The organism is Anaeroglomus insulsum, from assembly GCF_050689095.1.
Lineage (GTDB): Bacteria > Planctomycetota > Phycisphaerae > Sedimentisphaerales > Anaerohalosphaeraceae > Anaeroglomus > Anaeroglomus insulsum.
In genome coordinates this window covers 38,220-59,448 of the sequence record NZ_JBOGCL010000003.1, presented here as the reverse complement: position 1 = coordinate 59,448, position 21,229 = coordinate 38,220, and the positions used below count along the sequence as shown (strand labels likewise).

The window sequence follows — 21,229 nt, the reverse complement described above, 5'->3', positions numbered from 1 at the left end:
ACCGATCTATTTCCGTATTTGTTCCCAGCACAGATTGGCAATGTTGATATAATCGCTGGCCGAAAGCTGCTCGGGACGGTGGTGCGGATCCACAAACGCCTCGGCAAACAGTTCATTCCAGCCGTGCACTTTAGCCAGCCCGCCGGCGGCAAATTTCACACAGGCCTTGAGCATCTTGCGGCGATGGCCCATAAACAAGGTGATAATGTCGCGGAACGTATCCATATCATGAATCTGTGCAGCTTTTTGCGGATCGCGGATAAAACTCACCATCGCCGAGTCCACCTGCGGACGCGGCCAGAACACCGACGGCGGCAGCTTGCGGAAAATATGCACGCTGCCGGTCGCTGACATCAGAATGCTCAGCGTCCCATAGGCATCATGGTCGGGCAGTGCCGCCATCCGCTCGGCCACTTCTTTCTGCACGGTCACCACCATCGCATCCGCCACCACCGGCCCGGTAATCAAATTGGCCATCACTGCCGAACCCGCCCCATAGGGCAGATTGGACACCAGCAGCAATCGCCCGCCCAGTTCCGCCCGGGCCTTCTGCACGGCATCCAGAATCTCACCATGAATCGTATTTTTGTTTTCCAGCACATCGCGATTGAACAGAATTACATTGGCGAACGACTTCAACTGTGCCGAGACAATCCGGGCCAGCGGCGGGTCATACTCCACTGCAATCACTCTGCCGGCACGCTCGGCCAGCGCCTCGGTCATCGAGCCGGTCCCCGGGCCGACTTCCAGCACCACATCCTGCGGATGAATATGTGCCTCGTCCACCAGCAGCCGCATCAGGTTCAGGTCAATCAGAAAATTCTGACCCAGACGGTGCTTGGGCGTTGTCCCCGCCCCCGCCAGAAGCCGCTCAATATCCTGTTTAGTCTGCATGGCTTTGCCCTTTCCCTTTGCCGCACTTACGCGTATGGGCCATTTCGATGGCAACACGGATTGCCTCTTTCATGCTGCTTTCGTTGGCCACGCCGCGTCCGGCAATATCAAATGCCGTCCCATGCGCCGGCGACGTGCGAATCATCGGGATCCCAATCGTCACATTCACAGCCTTGTCAAATGCCAGCAGCTTGACCGGAATCAATCCCTGGTCATGATACATCGCCACGACGCCGTCATACGCACCGCGTGCCGCTTTCAAAAACAGCGTATCAGCCGGAAATGGCCCGAAACACTCTATCCCTGCCTCTTGTGCCAGCAGTATCGCGGGGCTGATAATTCGCTGCTCCTCATCGCCGAACTGCCCGTTCTCGCCGGCATGCGGGTTCAATCCGCATACGGCAATCCGCGGCCGGCCAATCCCGAAAAATTCCTTGAGCGCTTCATTGAGCAAATCAATCGGCTCGAATACGCAGCCGATGGTAAACTTGTTGCGAATCTCAAACAATGCTTCATGAATCGTCGCCAGTGCCAGTTTGAGCGGGCCTGCCACAAACATCATCGCCTTGCGCTGACTGTAGCAGCGCTGGGCAAACAATTCCGTATGTCCCGGCCAGCGGGCATCGGCCATGTGCCAGCTTTCCTTGCTGATCGGTGCTGTCACCACCGCATCCAGAATCCCCGCCCGGGCCGCATCAATCGCATCGATACAGAACTGCAGCGATGCCTGACCGCTGACCAAAGACGGTAAATGCAGCCACGAGGGAACCGAGTATTCATCATAATCAGCAACCACCACCTGCCGCGGCAAATCCCGGCTGATTTTTTCATGCGGCAAGCGGAGCCAGTACGGTTCGATTTCCAGCTGGTCCGCCACATACTCAAGCTGTTCATCCAGCCCGAAGATTATATATTTTGCCTGACGGCGCAGCAGCGGATCGGCCAGAGCCTTGACCACAATCTCCGGCCCTATCCCGCCCGGGTCCCCCATCGTAATGCCGACCACCGGCTCAAATGTCGTGGATCCATCCGTCATTGATGTTGTTCTCTAAAAACCCAGTTCCCGTAATTTGGATTCAGTCAAACCCTCCCGGGCCGGCACGATCCGTTCGAGCTGCTTGCGTATCGCTTTGACCAGAATATCCGTCTCAATGTTGACCGCATCGCCTGCCCGGGACCGCCCCCACGTCGTGCGGGCAAGCGTTTCCGGAATCAGGGCCACCGTCAGTGCCTTTTCTGTCACCGATGCCGCCGTCAGGCTGATGCCATCCAGCGCCACAGACCCCTTGACCACAATCTCGGGCATCAGCTCGGCCGGAGGCTCAATCGTAAACACGGCAAAATCCCCCTTTTTTTCAATCGATGCAATCTTCCCAACCCCATCGACATGCCCCTGCACAATATGTCCACCAAATCGCCCCCCTGCCTGCATCGCCCGCTCCAGGTTTACGACCTGCCCTGTCCGAATATGTTTAAGAGTGCTCCGACTCAGCGACTCACCGCTAACGTCAAATCCGGCCGTATCCCCATGAAGACTCGTCACGGTCAGACAAACCCCGTTAACCGCGATACTGTCGCCCAGTTTCGTCCCCTCCGCCACCGCACCAAGACGGACCGTCAGCACCATCCCACCTGCCCGCGGAACAACCGACAAAACCGTACCTATACTTTCAATGATTCCTGTAAACATCTTCTTTTCCTATATATATAGTGCATCTGGCATAGTAAGATTGCCCGTCGGGATTGTCAAACATCTTTTAAATCCGACGTGGTATCTTCCACCAGGACAATCACATAAAAAAAGACAGGACATATAAGAATGAATCATACGATGATCCCATTGCACCGCCATTCTCGCAGCGCATCAAGGAAAAACCCGACAGCAAGCCGATACGAAAACGGCCAGGGATGGCTTACAGAGGTTGTTTATGCTGCGATGCCGCCAACCGCCATTTGGATTCACACACCATGATGTCGCCAAATAATTCCCTTTTTTTTGACTCACCAGCCCGGTTTTGCTACAATATACCCCAGTCGCTGGGTGGGGAAAAGCGTAGAGATGGGAGAGGAGAACAACCATGAGAACAATAAGGTTGGCTGGGATGATGGGGGTTGCACTGCTGGGCACAATGGCGTATGGAAATCTGCTGGGCAAATATTATGCGGGGGTTAATATCGATGTCAACGGCGTTCTTCAGACGCAGGGATTGACCGAACGATTTCGGCGAGTGGATGCCAATATCGATTTCTGGGACGGCAGTCGGTATTATCGATGGCAGCCGATTTCCGGGCAGCCGGATAACTATACGGTCGAATGGACAGGGTATATCAGAATTGACGTACCGGGTGAGTATGGTTTTGGCACGATTTCAGATGACGGTTCGCAAATCTGGATCGATGGGCAGATGATTGTCGATAACGGCGAAGGACAATGGTACGACTGGGAAGATAACATGGGCCAAAATGAGCCGGGCGAGCCCAATCAGCCGGTGTATCTGAATGTTGGCTACCATGCCATTATGGTGCGATTTTACGAAGGACCTACTTATGACGGCATTGAGCTATGGTGGTTGCAGCCAGGCACAGGCCCATCCGATATCCCCTATTACGGCACAACCTTTCATGGCACCCCGCCGACCTATAATCCCAATACCAACTGGGCAATTGTGCCCGCCTCGGTACTGGTAACGCCGGAGGAATATAATGGGCTGACCTGTGCAGCGGATTTATACTCAGACGGCGTGATTAATCTGCTTGATTTTGCAATTCTGGCGGCGGAATGGCAGACGCTGACGCCAGTCTATGGGGACTTGACCGGCGATAGTACGGTCGATATGGAAGACCTGGCACAGTTTGTCATCTTCTGGCTTGAGCCTTGTCTTGTATCTTGATTCGGTGATGTAACGTCTATACCCATATACGGCTGTGTTTTTTTGTGCGACAGAATAACATAGCCGGGGCAGGCATGTTTTTGCGCACACACGGGGCAATGGCATCGCATTTATGGAGTATCGGCAATGAACACAACGGTTCGAATCGTGGCAGGATTATGGCTGGTTTTGATCTCGACAGGTCTGGCGGGACAGGAAGCGGAACGGACTCCGTACGGGGTATGTGCCCATGTATCGCGGTCCAGCGACCACACGCTGGCTGAACAGGAATTTCCACTGATGCGGGCCGCAGGAATTCGGTGGGCCAGAACGGACTTTGACTGGACAACGGTCCAGCAGCACCAGGGCGGGCCGTGGGATTATACGATGTTTGACGAAACCCTGCGGAAAGCGGAGGCGGCAGGGATTACGATTCTGCCGATTCTGGGGTATGATGTGGCGTGGGCGCGTCCGGCCTACCGGCATCTGGACTTGTGGCGGGAGTACGTGCGGAATATGGTGAGTCGGTACAAGGGACGCCTGACATATTGGGAAGTGTGGAACGAGCCGGATTTGGAGCAATTCTGGAAAGAAAAACCTGATCCCGCTAACTATACCACGCTGCTGATGGCGGCGTATGAGGAAATCAAGGCAGCAAACCCCGACGCAAAGGTGCTGCTGGGCGGGCTGTCGGGGATACCCTTTGAATTTATCGAGGGGATTTACAAAGCCGGCGGCAAGGCGTATTTCGATATCATGAACGTGCACCCGTATCGCTATCCGAAGACGCCGGAGGGAGCATCATTCCAAGACGACCTGGCCAAGCTGCGGCAATTGATGGCTCAATACGGCGATGGCAGCAAGCGGATTTGGATTACCGAGATTGGCTGGCCGACACATCGAAACAATTCCCAACTGCTGGGCGATATTGTGCGGGCGGGATTAAAGGCTGTAAATGCCCGGAAAACCAACTGGACACTGGCGGTGTTTGACGATCCGGGGTATGTGATTCAGGTGCCGCTGACAGACGAAGCGTTGCAGAACATGCTGCCGGACGGGGGCAGGGTCATTCGACTGAAGATGGCGGAGATGGAACAACTGAGTCCGGCAAAATACGATGCCCTCTTGCTGCCGCTGGAGGAGACGTTTCCCGCCGACTGGTTTGATGCGATGGAACTGTACGTTCGCGACGGCGGGGTCTTGATATCAGGTCAGGGCGTACCGCTGTATTATACCATCAAGCGTGGCGAGGATGGACGCTGGGTTCAGGGCGACGCGGGGGAATCGTACCGCCAGCGGCTGCATATCGGCTGGGAGGCGTGGTGGACGCGACAGGGTGTACCCAGGACGATTGCAACGTTAAAAGTGCCGGACGAATTGGCCGGACAGATTCAAATCACCAAAGATGCTCCGGCGGCCACACGATTTTTAACCGATGCAAAGTTAAAGCCCGCAGATCGGTTTATTCCGCTGCTGCAGGCGGTCGAAGGCGATTATGTCGGGACGACTGCGGCGTTGTTTGATTTGAACAGCGACATGAAGGGGGCGGTGATTGTGTCGTCCCTGCAGGCGGAGTATCGCGGCGTGCTGGAAGACCAGCAGGCCCTGATGCTGGCCCGGACATATTTGATTGCACTGCACAGCGGTGTCGAGCGGATGTTCTGGTACAATTTCCGGGCGTTCGAGAATAATCCATTCTATAACGAGGACCATTTCGGGATAGTACATCGGGACTTGTCGGCCAAGCCGGCGTATCGGGCGATGCTGGCATTGAACCGGGCGAGGCCTGCCGGCTCGATGGTGGTTGGAGATATGCGACAGATTGAAACGATATTCATACCCGGCTGGAAGCGGCCGGATGGGCGAATGGCCTGGGCGGTCTGGAATGTCGGGCCGGCCAGAGAAATGGCGCTGAAGGTACAAGGTGAAATTGCAGAGGCGTTTGATGTCTTCGGCAACACATTGTCGATTCAACCGACCGACGGTGTGATTCAATTAACCGTTACGGAGCGACCGGTTTATATCGTCGGTCCCCAGCAAATTGAACCCTAAAGATTGGTGATTGAAGAGGTCTAAGCCAGCGGTTTGCGGGTGATGAGCGAATAGCTGCGAGGGTACTCTGCGGGGGTGGGGCTGATTTTGCGAATGTCGATAAGGCGAAAAGCATCAGCGATGCCGGGCAGGGTGTATTGATAGGTATGGGAAAGCTTGCCGCCAAGAGTTGTAATGGATTGTTCCGCCGCAGCGCATTCAGAGTCGCTATCCGGGCCTTTAAAGGCCAGCATCGCCCCGCCGACCTTGACCAGTCCCAGCGAGATTTCAGCCAGCACGCGCAGGTCGGCGACGGCACGAGCTAATGCCGCATCAAATTGCTGACGATAGCGGGGATCGTGAGCGACATCTTCGGCACGGCCATGCAGGACTGTCAATGTCTTGAGGCCCAGTTGGGCGGCGACTTTTTGCTGGAAATGCACCTTCTTGCCGGTGGCTTCGATGGAGACAAAGTGCCATTCCGGGCGGACGATTGCTAAGGGCAGCGAGGGAAACCCGGCCCCGGAACCGACATCAACCACCGAAAAACGCTCGCGGCCGGCAGCCATCGCATCCAGAATCGGCAGCACTGCCAATGAGTCCAGAAAATGCCGGATGCGCACCTGCTGCGGGTCGGTAATCCGCGTCAGGTTGGTATGCTTATTTTCTTCCGCCAGCAGCTTAGCCAGGGTATCAAATGCCTGCTGATGCCCTGCCAGCAGAGTGCCGGCTGTATTCATATCCAGCGAGGACACGTTCATCATAAAGACAGATCAGGTATTCTGCCCGCAGCATTTTTTGTATTTCTTGCCGCTGCCGCACGGACAGGGATCGTTGCGGCCAACCTGCGGCTTGTCGTGGCGAATCGTTTTGACGGTTTGTTCACCCTGCGGGGCCATCGCCGCGGCGCGCTGGCGCTGGGCGGCCTCGAACTGGCCGGTCTGGTCGTGGTGGGTACGGCTGACCTGATAGACGCTTCGGGCCCGTTCGCCGGCCTGCAGACGGACCTTGAAGATGATGTCCGTTACGCGCTCGGCGATGCCGTTGAGCATCTGAGTGAACATCTTGTAGCCTTCATGCTTGTATTCAATCTTCGGGTCTTTTTCGGCATAGGCCCGCAGCATGATGCTTTCCTTGAGATGGTCCATCGCATAAAGATGGTCCTTCCAGGCGACATCGAAAATCTGGATAAGCACATAGCGTTCGAGGTTGCTCAGCTCGCTGCGCATAAATTCGCGTCCGACGGCCAGCAGTTTTTCCTGGGCTTTGGCCGCATCGGCCAGCTCGGCCAGCGGAATGTCCACACCGAACCGTTCTTTGGCAAACTGGGCCTTTCGGTCAGGCGTTTCTTTGGCGTATTGCTCAACCTGTGCGGCCAGCCGGCTTTCATGCCAGCTTCGGCTTTCTTCCAGCAGAAGATGATAGATCGCCTCCGGCTTCATTTCGGTCAGCTGTTCGGCAGTCAGACGGGTCTGATATTTCTGATTGGCCCAGTCGGCCAGCGACTGGAAGGCATACGCATTAGGCCCCTGCTGCCCGAAGACCATACTCATCGCAAATTCTACCGGGTATTCGATTTCCCGCTGCCTGTATTTGTCTTCAATCGCAGCCAGCAGCTTCTGATGGACCGCTGGAATGGGTTTATCCTTCAGTTCGGCAGGATCCATCTGGATGGCAAATTTGGCCCCGGCCCACTGAGCAAACGTCCGCACCGCAAAATCTTCCGAGAGAAAATCCTTCAGCCGCGACAGGTCTTTTTTATCGACCAGCCCGCAGGCCGCATCAATGAGCAGATGCTCAATCTCGTCGGCTTTCATTTGCTTGAGTTTGGAGGCCGAAACACTGACCTGGAAGGCGCTCATTGCCCAGCGGGTCAGTTCGCTGATATTCCACGTGCTGGGATCTTCGTAATCTTCCAGATATTCTCCAAGCGAAACCGAGATGGTGTTTTCAATGCTTTTTTTCGCTTCGTCGCGCAACAGCTCTTCAATATAGTCGGCGTCCTGCCCGCGGATGCGACGCATCTCCAGATCCACCCCGAATTCAATTTTGGCCCATTCGATGATGCACTGGTACGGATACTCAGGACTCAGAACGGTCTTGCAGGCCTGCTCAGAAACCTGGCGAAGCATTTCTTCGATCACTCCGCGAAGGTCCTTGCCCGCCAGGATGTTGCGGCGACGGGTATAGAAAATCTTGCGCTGATAATCCATCACCTCATCATATTCGAGCAGGCTCTTGCGGATTTCGAAGTTGCGCTGTTCGACTTTTTTCTGGGCCTTGGCAATTCCGCGGCTGATACTGGGATGATAAATCGGCTCGCCTTCCTGCCAGCCAATCATCGACAGGGCCTTGACCGTCCATTCCGGGGCGAAGATGCTCATCAGATCATCGTCGAATGACAGAAAGAAGACGCTGCTGCCCGGATCGCCCTGACGACCCGTACGACCGCGAAGCTGATTATCGATGCGGCGGGCTTCGTGACGTTCGGTGCCGACGACGTGCAGGCCGCCCAGTTCCCTGACACCGGGACCGAGCTTGATATCGGTACCGCGACCTGCCATGTTGGTTGCAATGGTCACATTGCCCCGCATGGATCCGTCGCGGGCGGTGTGCTGATGGCCGGCTTTTTCAACGATAAGGGCTTCACGGGCATGCTGCTTGGCGTTGAGCACTTCATGCTCCAGCCCATACCGCCGGCTCAGCGCCTGTGAAAGAGCTTCACTTTTTTCGACACTGGTCGTTCCCACCAGCACGGGACGGCCGGATACGCTGGTCGCATGGATTTCTTCGACCAGCGCATTAAACTTCTCACGAACAGTCTTGAAAATCATGTCGTCCCGGTCTTCGCGGATACACGGGCGATTGGTGGGAATCGTCACCACATCGAGCTTGTAGATATTCATAAATTCTTCGGCTTCGGTCGAAGCGGTACCCGTCATTCCGGCGATGCGTTCATAGAGCTTGAAGAAATTCTGCAGGGTAATCGTCGCCAGCGTCTGGGTTTCTTCCTTGATGGGAACACCTTCCTTGGCTTCAACGGCCTGATGCAGACCATCGGACCATTGCCGGCCATGCATGAGACGGCCCGTGAATTCATCAACAATAATTACCTTGCCATCCATGACAACGTATTCTTTTTCTCTTTCATAAACCACATGCGCCCGCAGAGCCTGCTCCAGCAAATGCGGCCAGTCCATATTCGATCCGGTAAAAAACGACCCGACACCGGCAATTTCCTGAGCCTTGCCAATGCCTTCATGAGTCAGATGAGCGGCCTTGCGATCGTATTCCACTTCATAATATTGAGTCATCGTTTCGAGGCGTGCTTTGTCCTGCTCAATTTGCTTGAGGGTCTGGTCGATAAACCGTTGGGCCTTCTCCATCCGCTCGCTGTCTTTGGCCTGTTTGGCCTCGGCCAGTTCTCCCCGCGCATTGGCAACCGCTTTTTCCGCTTCGTCAATGGTCTTTTTGAGACGGTCATAAGAGCTTTGCAGACTGATAATCTGGCGGGCAACTGCGTCAGCTTTTTTGTAGCGGGTCACATCATCCTGCGCCGGACCTGAAATAATCAGCGGCGTACGGGCTTCGTCAATCAGAATCGAATCCACTTCATCAATAATAGCATATTCCAGCGGCCCCTGCACCATCTGGGCCAGTGACGATTTCATATTGTCGCGCAGATAATCGAAACCGAATTCGTTGTTGGTCCCGTAGGTAATGTCGCATTCATATTGAGCACGGCGTTCTTCGCCGATGGTATCCATATCCGACTGAATCGCCCCCACCGTCAGCCCCAGCGCCCGATACACCGGCCCCATCCACTCCGCATCGCGTTTGGCGAGGTAGTCGTTAACAGTAATGACGTGGACATGCTTGCCGGTCAGGTGGACCAGATAGGCCGCCAGTGTCGCAACCAGAGTCTTGCCCTCACCGGTCGCCATTTCAGCAATCTTGCCGTCGAACAGCACGTTGCCGCCGATAAGCTGCACATCAAAATGCCGCATGTTATTGTTCCGACGGGCGGCTTCACGGACTACGGCAAAAGCTTCGGGCAGAATCTGACTGGGCTGCTGCCCGGAGGCCAGACGCTGTTTAAATTCGGCGGTCTTGGCCTTGAGGGCTTCATCATCCAGCGCCTTGACCTGCTCCTCAAAGGCCCCCGCCGCCAGTGCATCCCGCATATATCCTTTGACCAGCCGCTCGTTCCGCGACCCGAAAATCTTGACCAAAAACCGACTTAACGAAAATGCCATCTGTCTATCCTTATATTACTTAAATTATTATTTCGTATATATATCGACATTATCCCTATTATAGACACAACATTCTACCCCGTTTTTCTGCAAAATCATACCCTGAAATTGTTAAAAACCAGTCACAGCCGCAAAAGCATCAAGGCTATCTCGCTTTTTGGAGTTCTTTAGAATCATAGCAACTCAACATAGCAGTAAATCGTCGACGACAACAGGAAGCCCATCTTGACTATGCCGGTATAATCACCAAATAAGTCTTTGAAATTTCAGGCACAGTCGAGTATTGTGTGATGCTCTATTGAATCGGATAGAATACGTATGACGCTACTATCGCTTCGTGATATCCATAAATCCTATGGGCCGGAAGTGGTCTTTCATAACCTGAATGTCCAAATCCACCCCAATCAACGTGTAGGCCTTGTTGGACCCAATGGCTCCGGCAAGACAACTCTGTTTCGACTAATTACAGGCCAAACCCATCCGGATATGGGCGAAATAAACCGGGCACGGGATTTGAAAATCGGCTACCTCGCCCAGGAACCCCAACTGGATTTAAACCGCACGGTGCTGGAGGAAATGCACGAAGGACTCGTCGATATCCTCAGCATGCACAAGCGTTTAGAGTTATTATCACACGAGCTTGGAACCTTGTCCGGCGATCGGCTCAATGCCGCCATGAAGGAATACGACAGACTCTGTCATCAATTTGAGATTCAAGGCGGTTATTCCTATGAAACACGAGTCAAAAGCACTCTGGCAGGTTTGGGATTGCCGCAGGAGCTGTTTGAGCAGAAAATATCGGCTCTTTCCGGAGGCCAAAGGTCTCGATTATCATTAGCCAAGATGCTCATTGCTGATGCCGACTTGCTGTTGCTGGATGAGCCGACCAACCACCTTGATTTACAAGCGACCCAATGGCTGGAAAAATTTCTCCTGAACTGCGAAAAAGCGGTATTACTGATCAGCCATGACCGGTTTTTACTGGATGCAGTAGCCCAGCGAATCCTCGAACTCGAAAACAAGCGGGCAAGGTCGTGGCGCGGTAATTACAGCTGCTACATCGATACCAAAGCAACCTTACGGCTGCAGCTGGAACGCCAGCATCAGAAACGCCTGGAATTCGTAACCCATGAACTGGATTTCATCGCCCGGAACAAAGATAAGGAGGGCATGCGTAAGACCGCCCGTGGACGCAAGACCCGCCTATTGCGGATGCTCAAAGAAAATCCCGATTATCTTGACAAGCCCACTGACCAGAAGACTATCCAGTTTTCCTTTTCCGACGCCAGGGTGCAAAGCGATATCATCTGTCGGGCACAGGGTGTATATAAAGCCTTTGGGCCAATTGTACTGTTTGAAGATTTAACCTTTGACCTGTATCGCGGCAGCTTTCTGGGGATTACCGGCCCCAACGGCACCGGTAAAAGCACCCTGCTGAAAATGGCACTGGGTCAGATGAAGCCGGATCAGGGGTCGATCAAACTCGGTAAAAATTTACGGGTCGGCTACCTGGACCAGCACGCAACGGTCCTGGATCCGGAAGCAACCGTCCTGCAGGAGGCGGCCCGAATTCGTCCAGACCTGACCCCCGAACAGCTGCGGAGTAAGCTGGGTACTTTTCTATTTTCCGGCGAGGATGTCTTCAAAAAAACAGGGACTCTGTCCGGCGGACAGCAAAACCGGCTGATTCTGTTTCGCCTGGTTCTGTCGGAACCGGATGTGCTGGTGCTGGATGAGCCGACCAACCATCTGGATATTCCAAGCCGCGAGATGCTGGAGGAGGCTCTCGACGGATTCAATGGAGCCGTGATTGCCGTTAGCCACGACCGCTATTTTCTGGATCGGCTGGCCGATCAATTACTGATCATCGGATGTAATGAATTCGGCGACAAACAGATGGGCCGATGCGAGATGGTCTTGCCGATTGACAACAAAGGCGTCTGGAGCACCTATACCGAGCTGCTTCAAAAACGACGACAAACTGCAGCCGAAGAAAAACAGAAAAAATCCGCCGGCCAAAGCCGCCCCGACAAAGTCCGGGTAACCGCACCCCCGGAACTGAAACGATTCAACCGTTTCACCGTCGAACAAATTGAAACCATGATCGCCCAGCTGGAAGACAAAATCGCACAGATGCAGGAACGCTTCGGCTCCGATGAGATTTATCGCAGTGCTGAAAAACTGGCCGCGTTACAGGCCGATTTCGAAGCCGCCAAAGCTGAATGCGAATTGCTGTATCGGGCCTGGGATTTCCGCTCACAATAAAACAGTCTTTACAGCAACGGTCCAATACGTCCGCGGTTACAGCGCCTCCGCCAGCGGTTCAGTCCACCATTTCGGATCGCGAAGATAATGCTTCATCCACATCGCCGCATTGACCCCATCGGCCACCGCCGTCACCAGCTGCATCGCTGCTCCCACACGACAGTCCCCTGCCGCAAAGACGCCGGGAACGCGTGTCCGCAAGTAGGCCGGATCGCAGCGGATAAACCCCGCCTCAGTCAAATCCACAAAGCCCTTCAAAAAAGCCGTATTGGGAACCATCCCGACAAAAATAAAAACTCCATCACAAGCCACCTCAGTGGTCTGGCCGGTCTGGACATGTTTGACAACGGCTTTTTGGACCTTGCCACTGCCTTCGATAGACGCCAGCGTGCTATCAAGCATCAGACTCAAATTCGAATTCGGCGCATTGACTTTGGCCATCAATTCCTCCACCAGAACCCGGGTCGCGCGAAATTCCTGACGGCGATGGACCAGGATGACTTTGGCAGCGTACTTGCACAAATGCAGCGTATCCTCGACCGCCGTGTTGCCGCCGCCAACCGCAACGACAGTTTTGCCTTGAAAGAACGGCGCATCGCAGGTGCCGCAATAACTCACCCCCGCACCGGCGTTGCGAAATTCCTCTTCGCCTGGCACACCCAGATGCCGATACGAACTGCCCGGCGTCAGAATAACGACTTTGCCGACAAACAAATCTTTATCACAGGCCACTTCAATCAGGCCGTCATCACGGCGACGCAGCCCCGTCACCTCGCTGCCGGTACGCAGCTCGGCTCCGAAAGCAGTTACCTGAGCGGTCATTTTTTCTGTCAAATCCGGACCGCTGACTTCCGCAAAACCGGGATAATTTTCAATCCGGTCGGTAGTGATGATTTGTCCGCCGGGATAAAATTTTTCGAGAATAATCGTTTTCATCCGGTCGCGTGCAGCATACAGAGCCGCCCCCAGCCCTGCCGGTCCGCCGCCGACAATAATACAATCATACTGCTGTTCAGCCATACTCATCTCCATAGGAATTGCAATGCAGGTATTATTGATGTTCGACACTCCGCAGCAACGCCGTGCCCCCCTGCCAGACAACCGGACCGCTGCGCTGCGGTCGGGTATCAAAATACTTGTCTATCTCCTGACGGGTGGACGGTTCCCATAGCAGGGCCCCGCCGCGGCCGGCCGTGGTTAATTTTCCAAGCAGTTTTTTATCTGCCGCATAGTAAAATTCCATCTTGCCGCCTTGAATCAGGTTCACGCGAACGGCATGGGCCAGCTCATCGGCCTTAGCCGTGCTGTCCGATGTGGAGATGGCCTCAATAATCGCCGGCGTAATACGGCCTTCCGGGCTGATGATATCCAGCACAATTTTCGGCTGACCGCTGTCCAGAAAAAAGGGAATCAGCCCATCCAGCAGCATTTCACTGACCGCCGAGGGCCCGGGTTCAAGAGTCCGGGACTGCCCGGCCGGTTCACGCACCGTCAGCATCCCATTGCTGAGTTCCAACAGAAACACACTGCCCTGCCCGGACAAACCGCTGTATCGATTTTGCCAGCGGAACCCGCGGAAGGGATTGGCACTTTCAAACGTTTGCTCTTTGCGCCGGATGGCTGCGGTGTTGACCACCGTCGTTTTATCAATCCGGAGGTTCCCCTCGGAATCCTGCTTGATCTGAGTCCGTTCATAGCCGCGGATACTGCGAGCCGCATCCCGAACCAACAAAGTCTGCCCTTCTTCGCTGGGGAAAAACTTGTCGGCACCAAATCGCTGGGCATTTTCAAGCAGTTCAATTCCCGCCGTCAACTCCGACGGCAATTTGTATTCCAGGGTCTGTGCCAGGGAAATAAACACATCACGCCCGTAAAACACATCCTCCGCCGCACGGACTTCCAGAATCAACACCCTGCCAAAATCCAGCATCGCCACACCCACGAAGCGATCTTCTTCAGCTTTCGGACTTACCAGGTGGGCAAATTGCATCGGACACGGCACGCTCAGAGTCGTCAGGTCCTGTAATTGTCCGTTAGATTGTTTGGCGATCAGTTCCAGGATCTCGCGGTTGCTTTTTGCTGGAGCAGTCAGGCAATAACGCCATTGAACTTCAATCACCGGACGATTCCGACGAGCAACAATGACAAAACAATTGTTCATCTCATATTGCCATTCGGTCAACCCCTGCCAGCCGGGCTCGTCAGGCAGGTGCACGGTGACCCCCGCACCTGGCAGAATCACAGGCGGGCCAACCCGAACAAAGCTGCGCTGCTTGACAATTAAATTGGCCGAAAATAATCCGACCGCAAATATCGCCAATAACGCCAGCTCAGAAAACGAATGTTTATTGAATAATCCCTTTGACATATCACCAATCATACGAGCCAGAACGCGATTTTGCAATCGTGCTCTCAAGAAAGCTGTGTTTTCTGTTGTTCCGATATTTTTAATTTGGGTAGATGTAGAATGGTTTTGTATAATTTATCAGGAGCCAGTACTGAAACCTGAAACAAGACACTGTTATCAGACCTTTAAAGTCTCAAAATCTGAAGGAGTGATTGGTATACGAGCGGCCAGCTCAAGATATAACACAATTATGCCGATGAAACAACATCTTGAAGTATAACCAACTCAATAATAAGTAGTTATTGTTTCGGGACTAAACCGTGAACAGCCTTTTTATGAATAAAACAGAAATACTCAAAGACATCAAAGTGACGGAAACCATTCAAGAGGCTGTCCAACAAAACCTCAATGCGAAGATGTGCCATATGATAGGCGGTATGTGGATACGGAATACCGTCTATTTGGTTGAACTATCCGCCACCGGCGTGGTTTGCAGGGCCTTTGAAGAAGACCATTGCCATTTTGAAAAACTCCAAATAAACCAACCGGTTGGCATATCCTTTCAAATTGAGCACGACAAATTTATCTTCGACACGACGGTAATGGGATTTGAGTCCTCGGTGGCAACCAAAGGTGGACGGATTCTGCTTGAAATACCCGACCGGATTGAGAAAATGCCACGCAGGGCCTATGAACGCCAGGCCGTTCCCGGAGAACTCAATGTCCATGTTCTCTTTTGGCACAGAGGCCATATTGACAACGTAAATCATTCCCCCACCGAGAGTTACTGGCAGGGCAGCATGATGAATTTATCGGCTGGCGGAGCCCAGATTGCCGTCTCGTCCTCACTGGCAAATTGTTTTACTCCGGGCCAGCTTGTCGGCATGCAGTTTACCCCGATGTTCTACCAGAAACCGATTTTGGTGGAGGCACAAATTATTCACCTAAAACCGGACGACGAAACTGGAAAACTCTTTCTTGGTCTGGAATTCCTCGGATTGGAAGTCAGTATCGATGGACGCGATATCCTCCATCGCCTGATGGACGTGGTCGAAGAATATGCCAAGATGAATAAGGATAAGAATTCAGGCCTTCAGGACAGCGTTGACTGAACCTATTAAACAAATCTAACAAATAAAACCGCGATATCAATACTGATATCGCGGTTTTTTTGTTAAAAGAATCAAGGCCTGTAATCTCGATTGGCCGGATGAGCAATCAGAAATTCCGTGATAAGCTTGATACAGTTGTCCAGGTCTTTGGTGGAGATCACCTCAACCGGCGTGTGCATATAGCGATTGGGGATACTGATAAGGCCTGTGGCCGCCCCGCCGCGTGATAACTGGATCGCGTTGGCATCGGTACCCGTCGCACGTGCCTCAGCAGTCAGCTGATAGGGAATTTTTTTGGCCTTGGCAATCTTGAACAGTTCTTTTTCGATAACGGGATTAATATTCGGACCACGATGCAGAACCGGGCCGTGACCCAACTTTACCGTGCCTATTTTCTTTGGATCGGTTTCCGGATGATCGCTGACAAACGTTACATCGATCGCAATGGCTGCCTGGGGGTTGACACGATAGGCGGAGGTGATTGCACCCCGCAGACCAATTTCCTCCTGGACGGTTGCCACACCGATGACGGATATGTTTAACTTCTTTTTAGATAATGCTTTAAGAACTTCCGCAACGACAAATGCCCCGGCCTTGTCATCCGTTGCACGGGATACAATTTTATCTCCATTCAGCGTCCTGCAAGGAACATCAATCACTATCGGGTCCCCCACGCTGACACGTTTTTCGGCCTCTTTTTTGGTCGCAGAGCCGATATCGACCCAGATGTTTTCCATTTCGACGCCCTTTTTGCGTTCATCGGGCTGCATCTGGTGAATGGCCTTACGTCCGATAACACCAAGAACTGGGCCTTTTTCGTTCATAATAATCACACGCTGCCCAACCAGCAGCGCTGGATCCATACCGCCAATTTGCGCTGTGTAGATGTAACCCTTTTCGTCAATGTGAGTTATCATCAGGCCAATTTCATCAATATGCCCGGCCAGCATGAATTTAAAGTCGGCTTTAGGATTGATAACCGCAATGCTGTTGCCGTGAACATCCGGAATGAGTTCATCCACGCTGTCTTTGACATAATCACGCCATAATTTTGCTGCAGGCTGTTCATATCCGGACGGACTTGGTGCCTCAAGTAAGGCTTTTAAGAAATCATGAGATGGTTTGTTCATTCTTTTTCCTTTATATAGATAATGTATATACGTTTATATCATTTCATCTGAAGATTTCAGTCCCATACGTTCTGTCAGGCGTTCAAAGTCATCCAAGCTGTAGTATTCAATGACGATTCTGCCTTTGTGTGCACGCCTGCCGGACTCAATACGGACTTTGGTGCCCAGGATTCTCTGTAATTGTTCTTCAAGATCAACAATATGTGCAGCCTTTTCCTTCTTTTCAGGAGGTGTTTTTTTGTTATCGTTCAGATAATTCTGTACCACTCGTTCCACTTCACGGACACTGAGCCGCCCTGCCAACGCTTTGTTTGCAAGAGAGCGTCGGAGCTGCTCGGTGGGAAGGGCTAAAATCGCCCTGGCATGCCCCATCGAGAGCTTCCCTTCAATCAGCATATCTTTGATATCCTGCGGTAAATCCAGAAGTCGCAAGTGGTTAGCAACCACTGAACGGTCTTCTCCAAGACGTTCTGCGGCTTCAGTTTGATTCAAATTGAACGTGGTCATGTAATTTTGATAGGCTTTTGCCCGTTCAATAGGATTTAAATCAGAGCGATGAATGTTTTCTACCAGCGCTAATTCCAGCATCTGCTGGTCTGTAGCCTGACGAATCATCACAGGAACAGTCGATAATCCGGCGAGTTGTGCAGCCCTGAACCTGCGTTCGCCGGCGATAATCTCATACTTGTGGTCCCCAGTCGGACGTACAATGACAGGCTGTAATATGCCGTTTTGCCGAATCGACTCAGCCAAACTGTTCAATTCTTCCTGATTCCATGCCGACCTGGGCTGAAAAGGATTCGGTTCAATTAGGGATATAGCCAGCTCCCTGGTGCTTTCCTGTAAGTCCTTATCAGGAGGAAAACTCGGCTTCGTTTCGCTCGCCGGTGCTTCAGTCTCAGGAGCCGTCGCAGCAGGCGGGAATGTAATCGATCCGAGAAGGGCCTCAAGTCCTCGACCTAAATGGGGCTTTTTGACTTTCTTATTATCCATAGCATTTTTCTCCATTCACTCTATATTTCTTTTCGGACGTTTTATCAAAAGTTCAAGAGAAATACCAGCGGATTTTTGAAATGTTCCACGTGAAACACGAAAAATGCCAACTCCTTGGAAATGAATCCCCCAGATCACGCCTTCATGTAAAATATAAAGCCTTAGATCAATGCTGTATAACTTAAAAAACAAAAAAGGCTGTTTCACGTGAAACAGCCTTTTTATACACCTATATGTGTATGTTGTATATGTTATATATTCTTTAATGATGGAATGCCGTAAATCTGTCCAATTTGGGCATCGTATTGACCGATATTTTGCCGCGGAATAACCACTTTAGGCGCATTTAATTCAAATTCGATCACTTCAAAGGGGTCGTCCGGATTTAACTGGCGGGCTTTGAAGATGTCTTCAAAGGAACGTATCTTCATTCCATTCCAGGTACTTACAACCAGTCTTCCAAGATTTTGGTAGCCTAAATTGATGGGAGCAGGCAAAACATAACTTAAAATCACAATATCCTGACGTTCATCTGTGGGATTAAATGCATGGTTGGAGTAATATTGATACAAATGGGGCGGAACTTTGCCAGACCAGTTGTCACCCCACAAGGCAAAGTAATTTCGTGTGAGTTTTTGGAACACATATCCGCCCGTCACTAAATAAGACGGCTGCCTGCCATATTCATAATACGGCACCAGCATTTGATCCGTAGTAAAATTCATAACCTCAACATTTAGAACCACTTGCGTTCCATCCCGAAAAACCACAAATTCCAAGGTGTCGCCCGGTCTTTTTTGTGAGATCAGATAATCCAAGTCGATGCGATCATATTGAGGATGACGAAATCGTCCATACGGATTCACTGTGTGGTTATCAATCGCCAGGATGACGTCGCCGGATTTCAGTTCTTTGGAACCGGTGCCCAGGGTGTGGACTTTGCTGACATAAACACCGTGCTTGATATCTTCCGGCATTTTCAGGTGGCTGCGAACCGTCGGGTCAAGCAGGGCGGTGGTGCGGAACCCAGGAACGCCAAATCCTTTGTAGACAGGCTGTTGTGATTCTTTCAGAAATCGATTGATCATCTCGGCTGGAATAACCCCTAAATCGGTGTCACCTGAGAAGCCGACAATCCCTATAGCTTTATCTTTATAGCAAACCACCTCGGCCTGGTCCGTGGAGCGAGAGGGATTGGTAAGAATGTAATAGAGATTGTCTGTAAATGACACCGGATTAGATTCACACTGAGCACGATCTAAAATGCCGCGTGCCTCGGTCAAATGTCCGCCGCCGGATAACCAATAGATGGAATGCTCCTGCCCCTGTGTATATTGTTCGACAAACTCAATTGGCTCAAACGGTTGTCCGGCCGTATTGGGGTCCAGCCCCAGCAGACACAAGTCATACTCATAATCGATGATTTTAACTGCGGCGGAAATCCATTCATTCGTTTCATATCTTCTTATTTGAACCATAGTTGCGTCTGCTATATTGTCTGCAGTAGTCAGAATCAGGTACGGACCCACCGCACAACCATACCCGGATTGCTGGGCGACTTCACGCTGTTTCCAGGGCTGAAACTGCTCATACCCGCCAACGGAAATCCGCAAATTCACCAGGCTGTTTTTCATTCTCTCCGAGGTGCTGATCACCTCGGTCTTTGTTTCGGTTTTGGCGCAAGATGTTACAGTGACGATAACAGTACTGATAATCAGGGTTTGTAGTATTTTCATAAGTTATTCCTCAATATACGCATCAGAAGTGACCTGGTATTGTTTAAGAATTGCGGTGTGCCTTTCCATGGCCTTTGCTGCATCGAGAATCAGCGGCATGTCATTATTCAAGAATTGAATTTGATGGCAGCCGTTTTCGGGTGTTTTTGAAAGCTGTTCCCGGACCTCTTTGAGTGAATAAATTCTCTGGCCGTTAATTTTATCCACGACCTGGCTGAGGAACGGATTACAATAGGTATTCACTTCGTCGGGGAGAATTTCCGACAAAACCACATATTCCTTCCGGTTTGGGTCTTCATTGAGTTCCATGGAGTTATGAAATAAATAACGCAAGGTAAAAGGAATCTCGGCAAGCCAGTTTCTTCCGAAGGTCTGGAGATAATTTCGGCTTAACGGTGTGAATGTAAGTCCAGCATATACATAGTATTGCGGTTTTTTATCGAATTGCAGACTCCACGGGAGTACAGGCAAATTCACTGCGGCTTCCATGATTGCCTTATTCGGTTTGCCATCCCGGCAATAGGTGATTTCAACCGATTCGCCGATTTGCTTGGCTTCGAGTGCCTCGGCCCAGTTGAGTGAAAGGCCGTAAATTTTGATCATACCATCATTATCAATATTGAAACCGTCGATTTGAGTGATGACGTCACCGGGTTTGAGGATTTTCTCGGCGGTGCTGTTTTTCTGAACCAGCAGCACAACAACACCTTCAACAAAAGCAGGCAATTTCAGATAGTATTTGTAGGCAGGATTGTGAAGCCCTTCAAAAACAGCAACGGCAGGGGAGGGAAAACCATCATATGTCCCATCCTCAATATCCTTTAGAAAATGCCGGATGACCGTTGTAGGTATCATATATCCAATGTTGTCAGCGGTCTGCAATCCCTGAAATGCGACACCGACGACCTTGCCATTTTGCAGGACAGGACCGCCTGAATTGCCGGGATTGATGGCTGCGTCAGTCTGAACCAGCAGATGCATATCGGCCTGGGTATGACTGTAGTTGCCGACTTCAATACGCGACACAACTCCTTTGGTGATAGAGACTTGTCGTCCTCCTACAGGAAATCCGCAGGTGGTTACAGTGCTGTTGACCCGAGGGATTCCTCCCAGCTCCAGCGGAATCATATCCTCATAGAAAGAGGCGTCCTCGACATCAATAATTGCCAAATCGCAATCGTGACCGACAAAGACTGCCCTGGCAGGGAATCGCTTGGCGAGGTTCTGTTTCTTTACTTCTAAATATTTGATATTGCTTACGTTATGAGCATTTGTCAGGATTCTTTTGCCATCGATAATAAAACCTGTTCCGACACCCCGCCCCATGGCGGATTGCTTCCATGGTGTTTTATAGTCCCAATCCTGCTGAACGACTTCCAGCATGACCACGGATTTTTCGTAGGTCATATCTTCAGGGTCTTGTTCGTTGGGTGCGGGTAGGGCGGCCGGCGCTTCATTTGATTGCTGTGATTCCGTGTCCTGAACAGCCTGCTGGTCTTGTTGTTGTTCAGCGACCAGGCAGGGGGGTAACAGGAAGAGAGGAATAAAGACAAATAGGCTACGAATTATCCACATGGGTGACGTTTTCTTCATCG

15 protein-coding genes are annotated in these 21,229 nt (G+C 51.8%); 4 read left to right on the top strand and 11 right to left on the bottom strand.

What is annotated here, in order from left to right; translation table 11 throughout:
• Positions 1 to 6: 6 nt before the first annotated feature.
• From rsmA to ACQ9LF_RS03820, 3 genes are read right to left on the bottom strand one after another with little or no spacing between them, the layout of a single operon-like run.
• Positions 7 to 894: a 16S rRNA (adenine(1518)-N(6)/adenine(1519)-N(6))-dimethyltransferase RsmA gene (gene rsmA, locus ACQ9LF_RS03830; RefSeq protein ID WP_462488047.1), complete on the bottom strand. Its 888-nt coding sequence runs from the start codon at positions 892 to 894 to the stop codon at positions 7 to 9.
• Positions 884 to 1,930 (bottom strand): 4-hydroxythreonine-4-phosphate dehydrogenase PdxA, encoded by a 1,047-nt coding sequence (gene pdxA / locus ACQ9LF_RS03825; protein WP_462488046.1) that lies wholly within the window; start codon positions 1,928 to 1,930, stop codon positions 884 to 886. The genes rsmA and pdxA overlap by 11 nt, the downstream gene beginning before the upstream one ends.
• A 12-nt stretch (positions 1,931 to 1,942) precedes the next feature.
• Positions 1,943 to 2,584: a riboflavin synthase gene (locus ACQ9LF_RS03820; protein WP_462488045.1), complete on the bottom strand. Its 642-nt coding sequence runs from the start codon at positions 2,582 to 2,584 to the stop codon at positions 1,943 to 1,945.
• A gap of 388 nt (positions 2,585 to 2,972) precedes the next feature.
• Between ACQ9LF_RS03820 and ACQ9LF_RS03815 the strand changes: the two genes are divergently transcribed.
• Positions 2,973 to 3,785, top strand: coding sequence for a PA14 domain-containing protein (locus tag ACQ9LF_RS03815; RefSeq protein WP_462488044.1), 813 nt, complete (start codon positions 2,973 to 2,975; stop codon positions 3,783 to 3,785).
• Positions 3,786 to 3,911: 126 nt separating this feature from the next.
• Positions 3,912 to 5,816: a hypothetical protein gene (locus ACQ9LF_RS03810; protein ID WP_462488043.1), complete on the top strand. Its 1,905-nt coding sequence runs from the start codon at positions 3,912 to 3,914 to the stop codon at positions 5,814 to 5,816.
• 20 nt (positions 5,817 to 5,836) lie between these two features.
• Here ACQ9LF_RS03810 and rsmG read toward each other — a convergent pair whose 3' ends face one another.
• Together rsmG and secA are read right to left on the bottom strand one after the other, a co-directional pair.
• The gene (rsmG, locus tag ACQ9LF_RS03805; RefSeq protein WP_462488042.1) at positions 5,837 to 6,559 is read right to left on the bottom strand and encodes a 16S rRNA (guanine(527)-N(7))-methyltransferase RsmG; all 723 of its coding nucleotides are present in this window, start codon (positions 6,557 to 6,559) and stop codon (positions 5,837 to 5,839) included.
• Positions 6,560 to 6,568: 9 nt separating this feature from the next.
• Positions 6,569 to 10,051 carry a preprotein translocase subunit SecA gene (gene secA, locus ACQ9LF_RS03800; protein WP_462488041.1) on the bottom strand — a complete coding sequence of 1,161 codons (3,483 nt, stop codon included), beginning with the start codon at positions 10,049 to 10,051 and terminating at the stop codon, positions 6,569 to 6,571.
• A gap of 318 nt (positions 10,052 to 10,369) precedes the next feature.
• On the opposite strand from secA, the gene ACQ9LF_RS03795 reads away from it, so the two are divergent.
• Positions 10,370 to 12,316 (top strand): ABC-F family ATP-binding cassette domain-containing protein, encoded by a 1,947-nt coding sequence (locus ACQ9LF_RS03795; protein ID WP_462488040.1) that lies wholly within the window; start codon positions 10,370 to 10,372, stop codon positions 12,314 to 12,316.
• Between the two features lie 36 nt (positions 12,317 to 12,352).
• Here ACQ9LF_RS03795 and ACQ9LF_RS03790 read toward each other — a convergent pair whose 3' ends face one another.
• Both ACQ9LF_RS03790 and ACQ9LF_RS03785 read right to left on the bottom strand, forming a co-directional pair.
• The gene (locus ACQ9LF_RS03790) at positions 12,353 to 13,336 is read right to left on the bottom strand and encodes an NAD(P)/FAD-dependent oxidoreductase (protein WP_462488039.1); all 984 of its coding nucleotides are present in this window, start codon (positions 13,334 to 13,336) and stop codon (positions 12,353 to 12,355) included.
• A gap of 31 nt (positions 13,337 to 13,367) precedes the next feature.
• Complete coding sequence (locus tag ACQ9LF_RS03785) at positions 13,368 to 14,684, bottom strand: hypothetical protein (protein WP_462488038.1); 1,317 nt, start codon at positions 14,682 to 14,684, stop codon at positions 13,368 to 13,370.
• A gap of 314 nt (positions 14,685 to 14,998) precedes the next feature.
• Here ACQ9LF_RS03785 and ACQ9LF_RS03780 point away from each other — a divergent pair, with 314 nt between their 5' ends.
• Positions 14,999 to 15,775, top strand: coding sequence for a PilZ domain-containing protein (locus ACQ9LF_RS03780; RefSeq protein ID WP_462488037.1), 777 nt, complete (start codon positions 14,999 to 15,001; stop codon positions 15,773 to 15,775).
• Between the two features lie 71 nt (positions 15,776 to 15,846).
• Here the strand turns inward: ACQ9LF_RS03780 and ACQ9LF_RS03775 are convergent, their stop codons facing one another.
• The 4 genes from ACQ9LF_RS03775 to ACQ9LF_RS03760 all read right to left on the bottom strand — a co-directional run bounded on the left by ACQ9LF_RS03775 (position 15,847) and on the right by ACQ9LF_RS03760 (position 21,227).
• Positions 15,847 to 16,905, bottom strand: coding sequence for a M42 family metallopeptidase (locus ACQ9LF_RS03775; RefSeq protein ID WP_462488036.1), 1,059 nt, complete (start codon positions 16,903 to 16,905; stop codon positions 15,847 to 15,849).
• A gap of 33 nt (positions 16,906 to 16,938) precedes the next feature.
• Positions 16,939 to 17,898, bottom strand: a complete 960-nt coding sequence (locus ACQ9LF_RS03770; RefSeq protein ID WP_462488035.1) for a ParB/RepB/Spo0J family partition protein — start codon at positions 17,896 to 17,898, stop codon at positions 16,939 to 16,941.
• Between the two features lie 251 nt (positions 17,899 to 18,149).
• Positions 18,150 to 19,634, bottom strand: coding sequence for a PDZ domain-containing protein (locus tag ACQ9LF_RS03765; RefSeq protein WP_462488034.1), 1,485 nt, complete (start codon positions 19,632 to 19,634; stop codon positions 18,150 to 18,152).
• A gap of 3 nt (positions 19,635 to 19,637) precedes the next feature.
• Positions 19,638 to 21,227, bottom strand: coding sequence for a S1C family serine protease (locus tag ACQ9LF_RS03760; protein ID WP_462488033.1), 1,590 nt, complete (start codon positions 21,225 to 21,227; stop codon positions 19,638 to 19,640).
• Between the last annotated feature and the right edge of the window lie 2 nt (positions 21,228 to 21,229).

Excerpts from the sequence above, each read along its gene's own strand:
- rsmA (WP_462488047.1), bottom strand. The coding sequence starts at position 894 with ATGCAGACTAAACAGGATATTGAGCGGCTTCTGGCGGGGGCGGGGACA.
- pdxA (WP_462488046.1), bottom strand. The coding sequence starts at position 1,930 with ATGACGGATGGATCCACGACATTTGAGCCGGTGGTCGGCATTACGATG.
- ACQ9LF_RS03820 (WP_462488045.1), bottom strand. The coding sequence starts at position 2,584 with ATGTTTACAGGAATCATTGAAAGTATAGGTACGGTTTTGTCGGTTGTT.
- ACQ9LF_RS03815 (WP_462488044.1), top strand. The coding sequence starts at position 2,973 with ATGAGAACAATAAGGTTGGCTGGGATGATGGGGGTTGCACTGCTGGGC.
- ACQ9LF_RS03810 (WP_462488043.1), top strand. The coding sequence starts at position 3,912 with ATGAACACAACGGTTCGAATCGTGGCAGGATTATGGCTGGTTTTGATC.
- rsmG (WP_462488042.1), bottom strand. The coding sequence starts at position 6,559 with ATGATGAACGTGTCCTCGCTGGATATGAATACAGCCGGCACTCTGCTG.
- secA (WP_462488041.1), bottom strand. The coding sequence starts at position 10,051 with ATGGCATTTTCGTTAAGTCGGTTTTTGGTCAAGATTTTCGGGTCGCGG.
- ACQ9LF_RS03795 (WP_462488040.1), top strand. The coding sequence starts at position 10,370 with ATGACGCTACTATCGCTTCGTGATATCCATAAATCCTATGGGCCGGAA.
- ACQ9LF_RS03790 (WP_462488039.1), bottom strand. The coding sequence starts at position 13,336 with ATGGCTGAACAGCAGTATGATTGTATTATTGTCGGCGGCGGACCGGCA.
- ACQ9LF_RS03785 (WP_462488038.1), bottom strand. The coding sequence starts at position 14,684 with ATGTCAAAGGGATTATTCAATAAACATTCGTTTTCTGAGCTGGCGTTA.
- ACQ9LF_RS03780 (WP_462488037.1), top strand. The coding sequence starts at position 14,999 with ATGAATAAAACAGAAATACTCAAAGACATCAAAGTGACGGAAACCATT.
- ACQ9LF_RS03775 (WP_462488036.1), bottom strand. The coding sequence starts at position 16,905 with ATGAACAAACCATCTCATGATTTCTTAAAAGCCTTACTTGAGGCACCA.
- ACQ9LF_RS03770 (WP_462488035.1), bottom strand. The coding sequence starts at position 17,898 with ATGGATAATAAGAAAGTCAAAAAGCCCCATTTAGGTCGAGGACTTGAG.
- ACQ9LF_RS03765 (WP_462488034.1), bottom strand. The coding sequence starts at position 19,634 with ATGAAAATACTACAAACCCTGATTATCAGTACTGTTATCGTCACTGTA.
- ACQ9LF_RS03760 (WP_462488033.1), bottom strand. The coding sequence starts at position 21,227 with ATGAAGAAAACGTCACCCATGTGGATAATTCGTAGCCTATTTGTCTTT.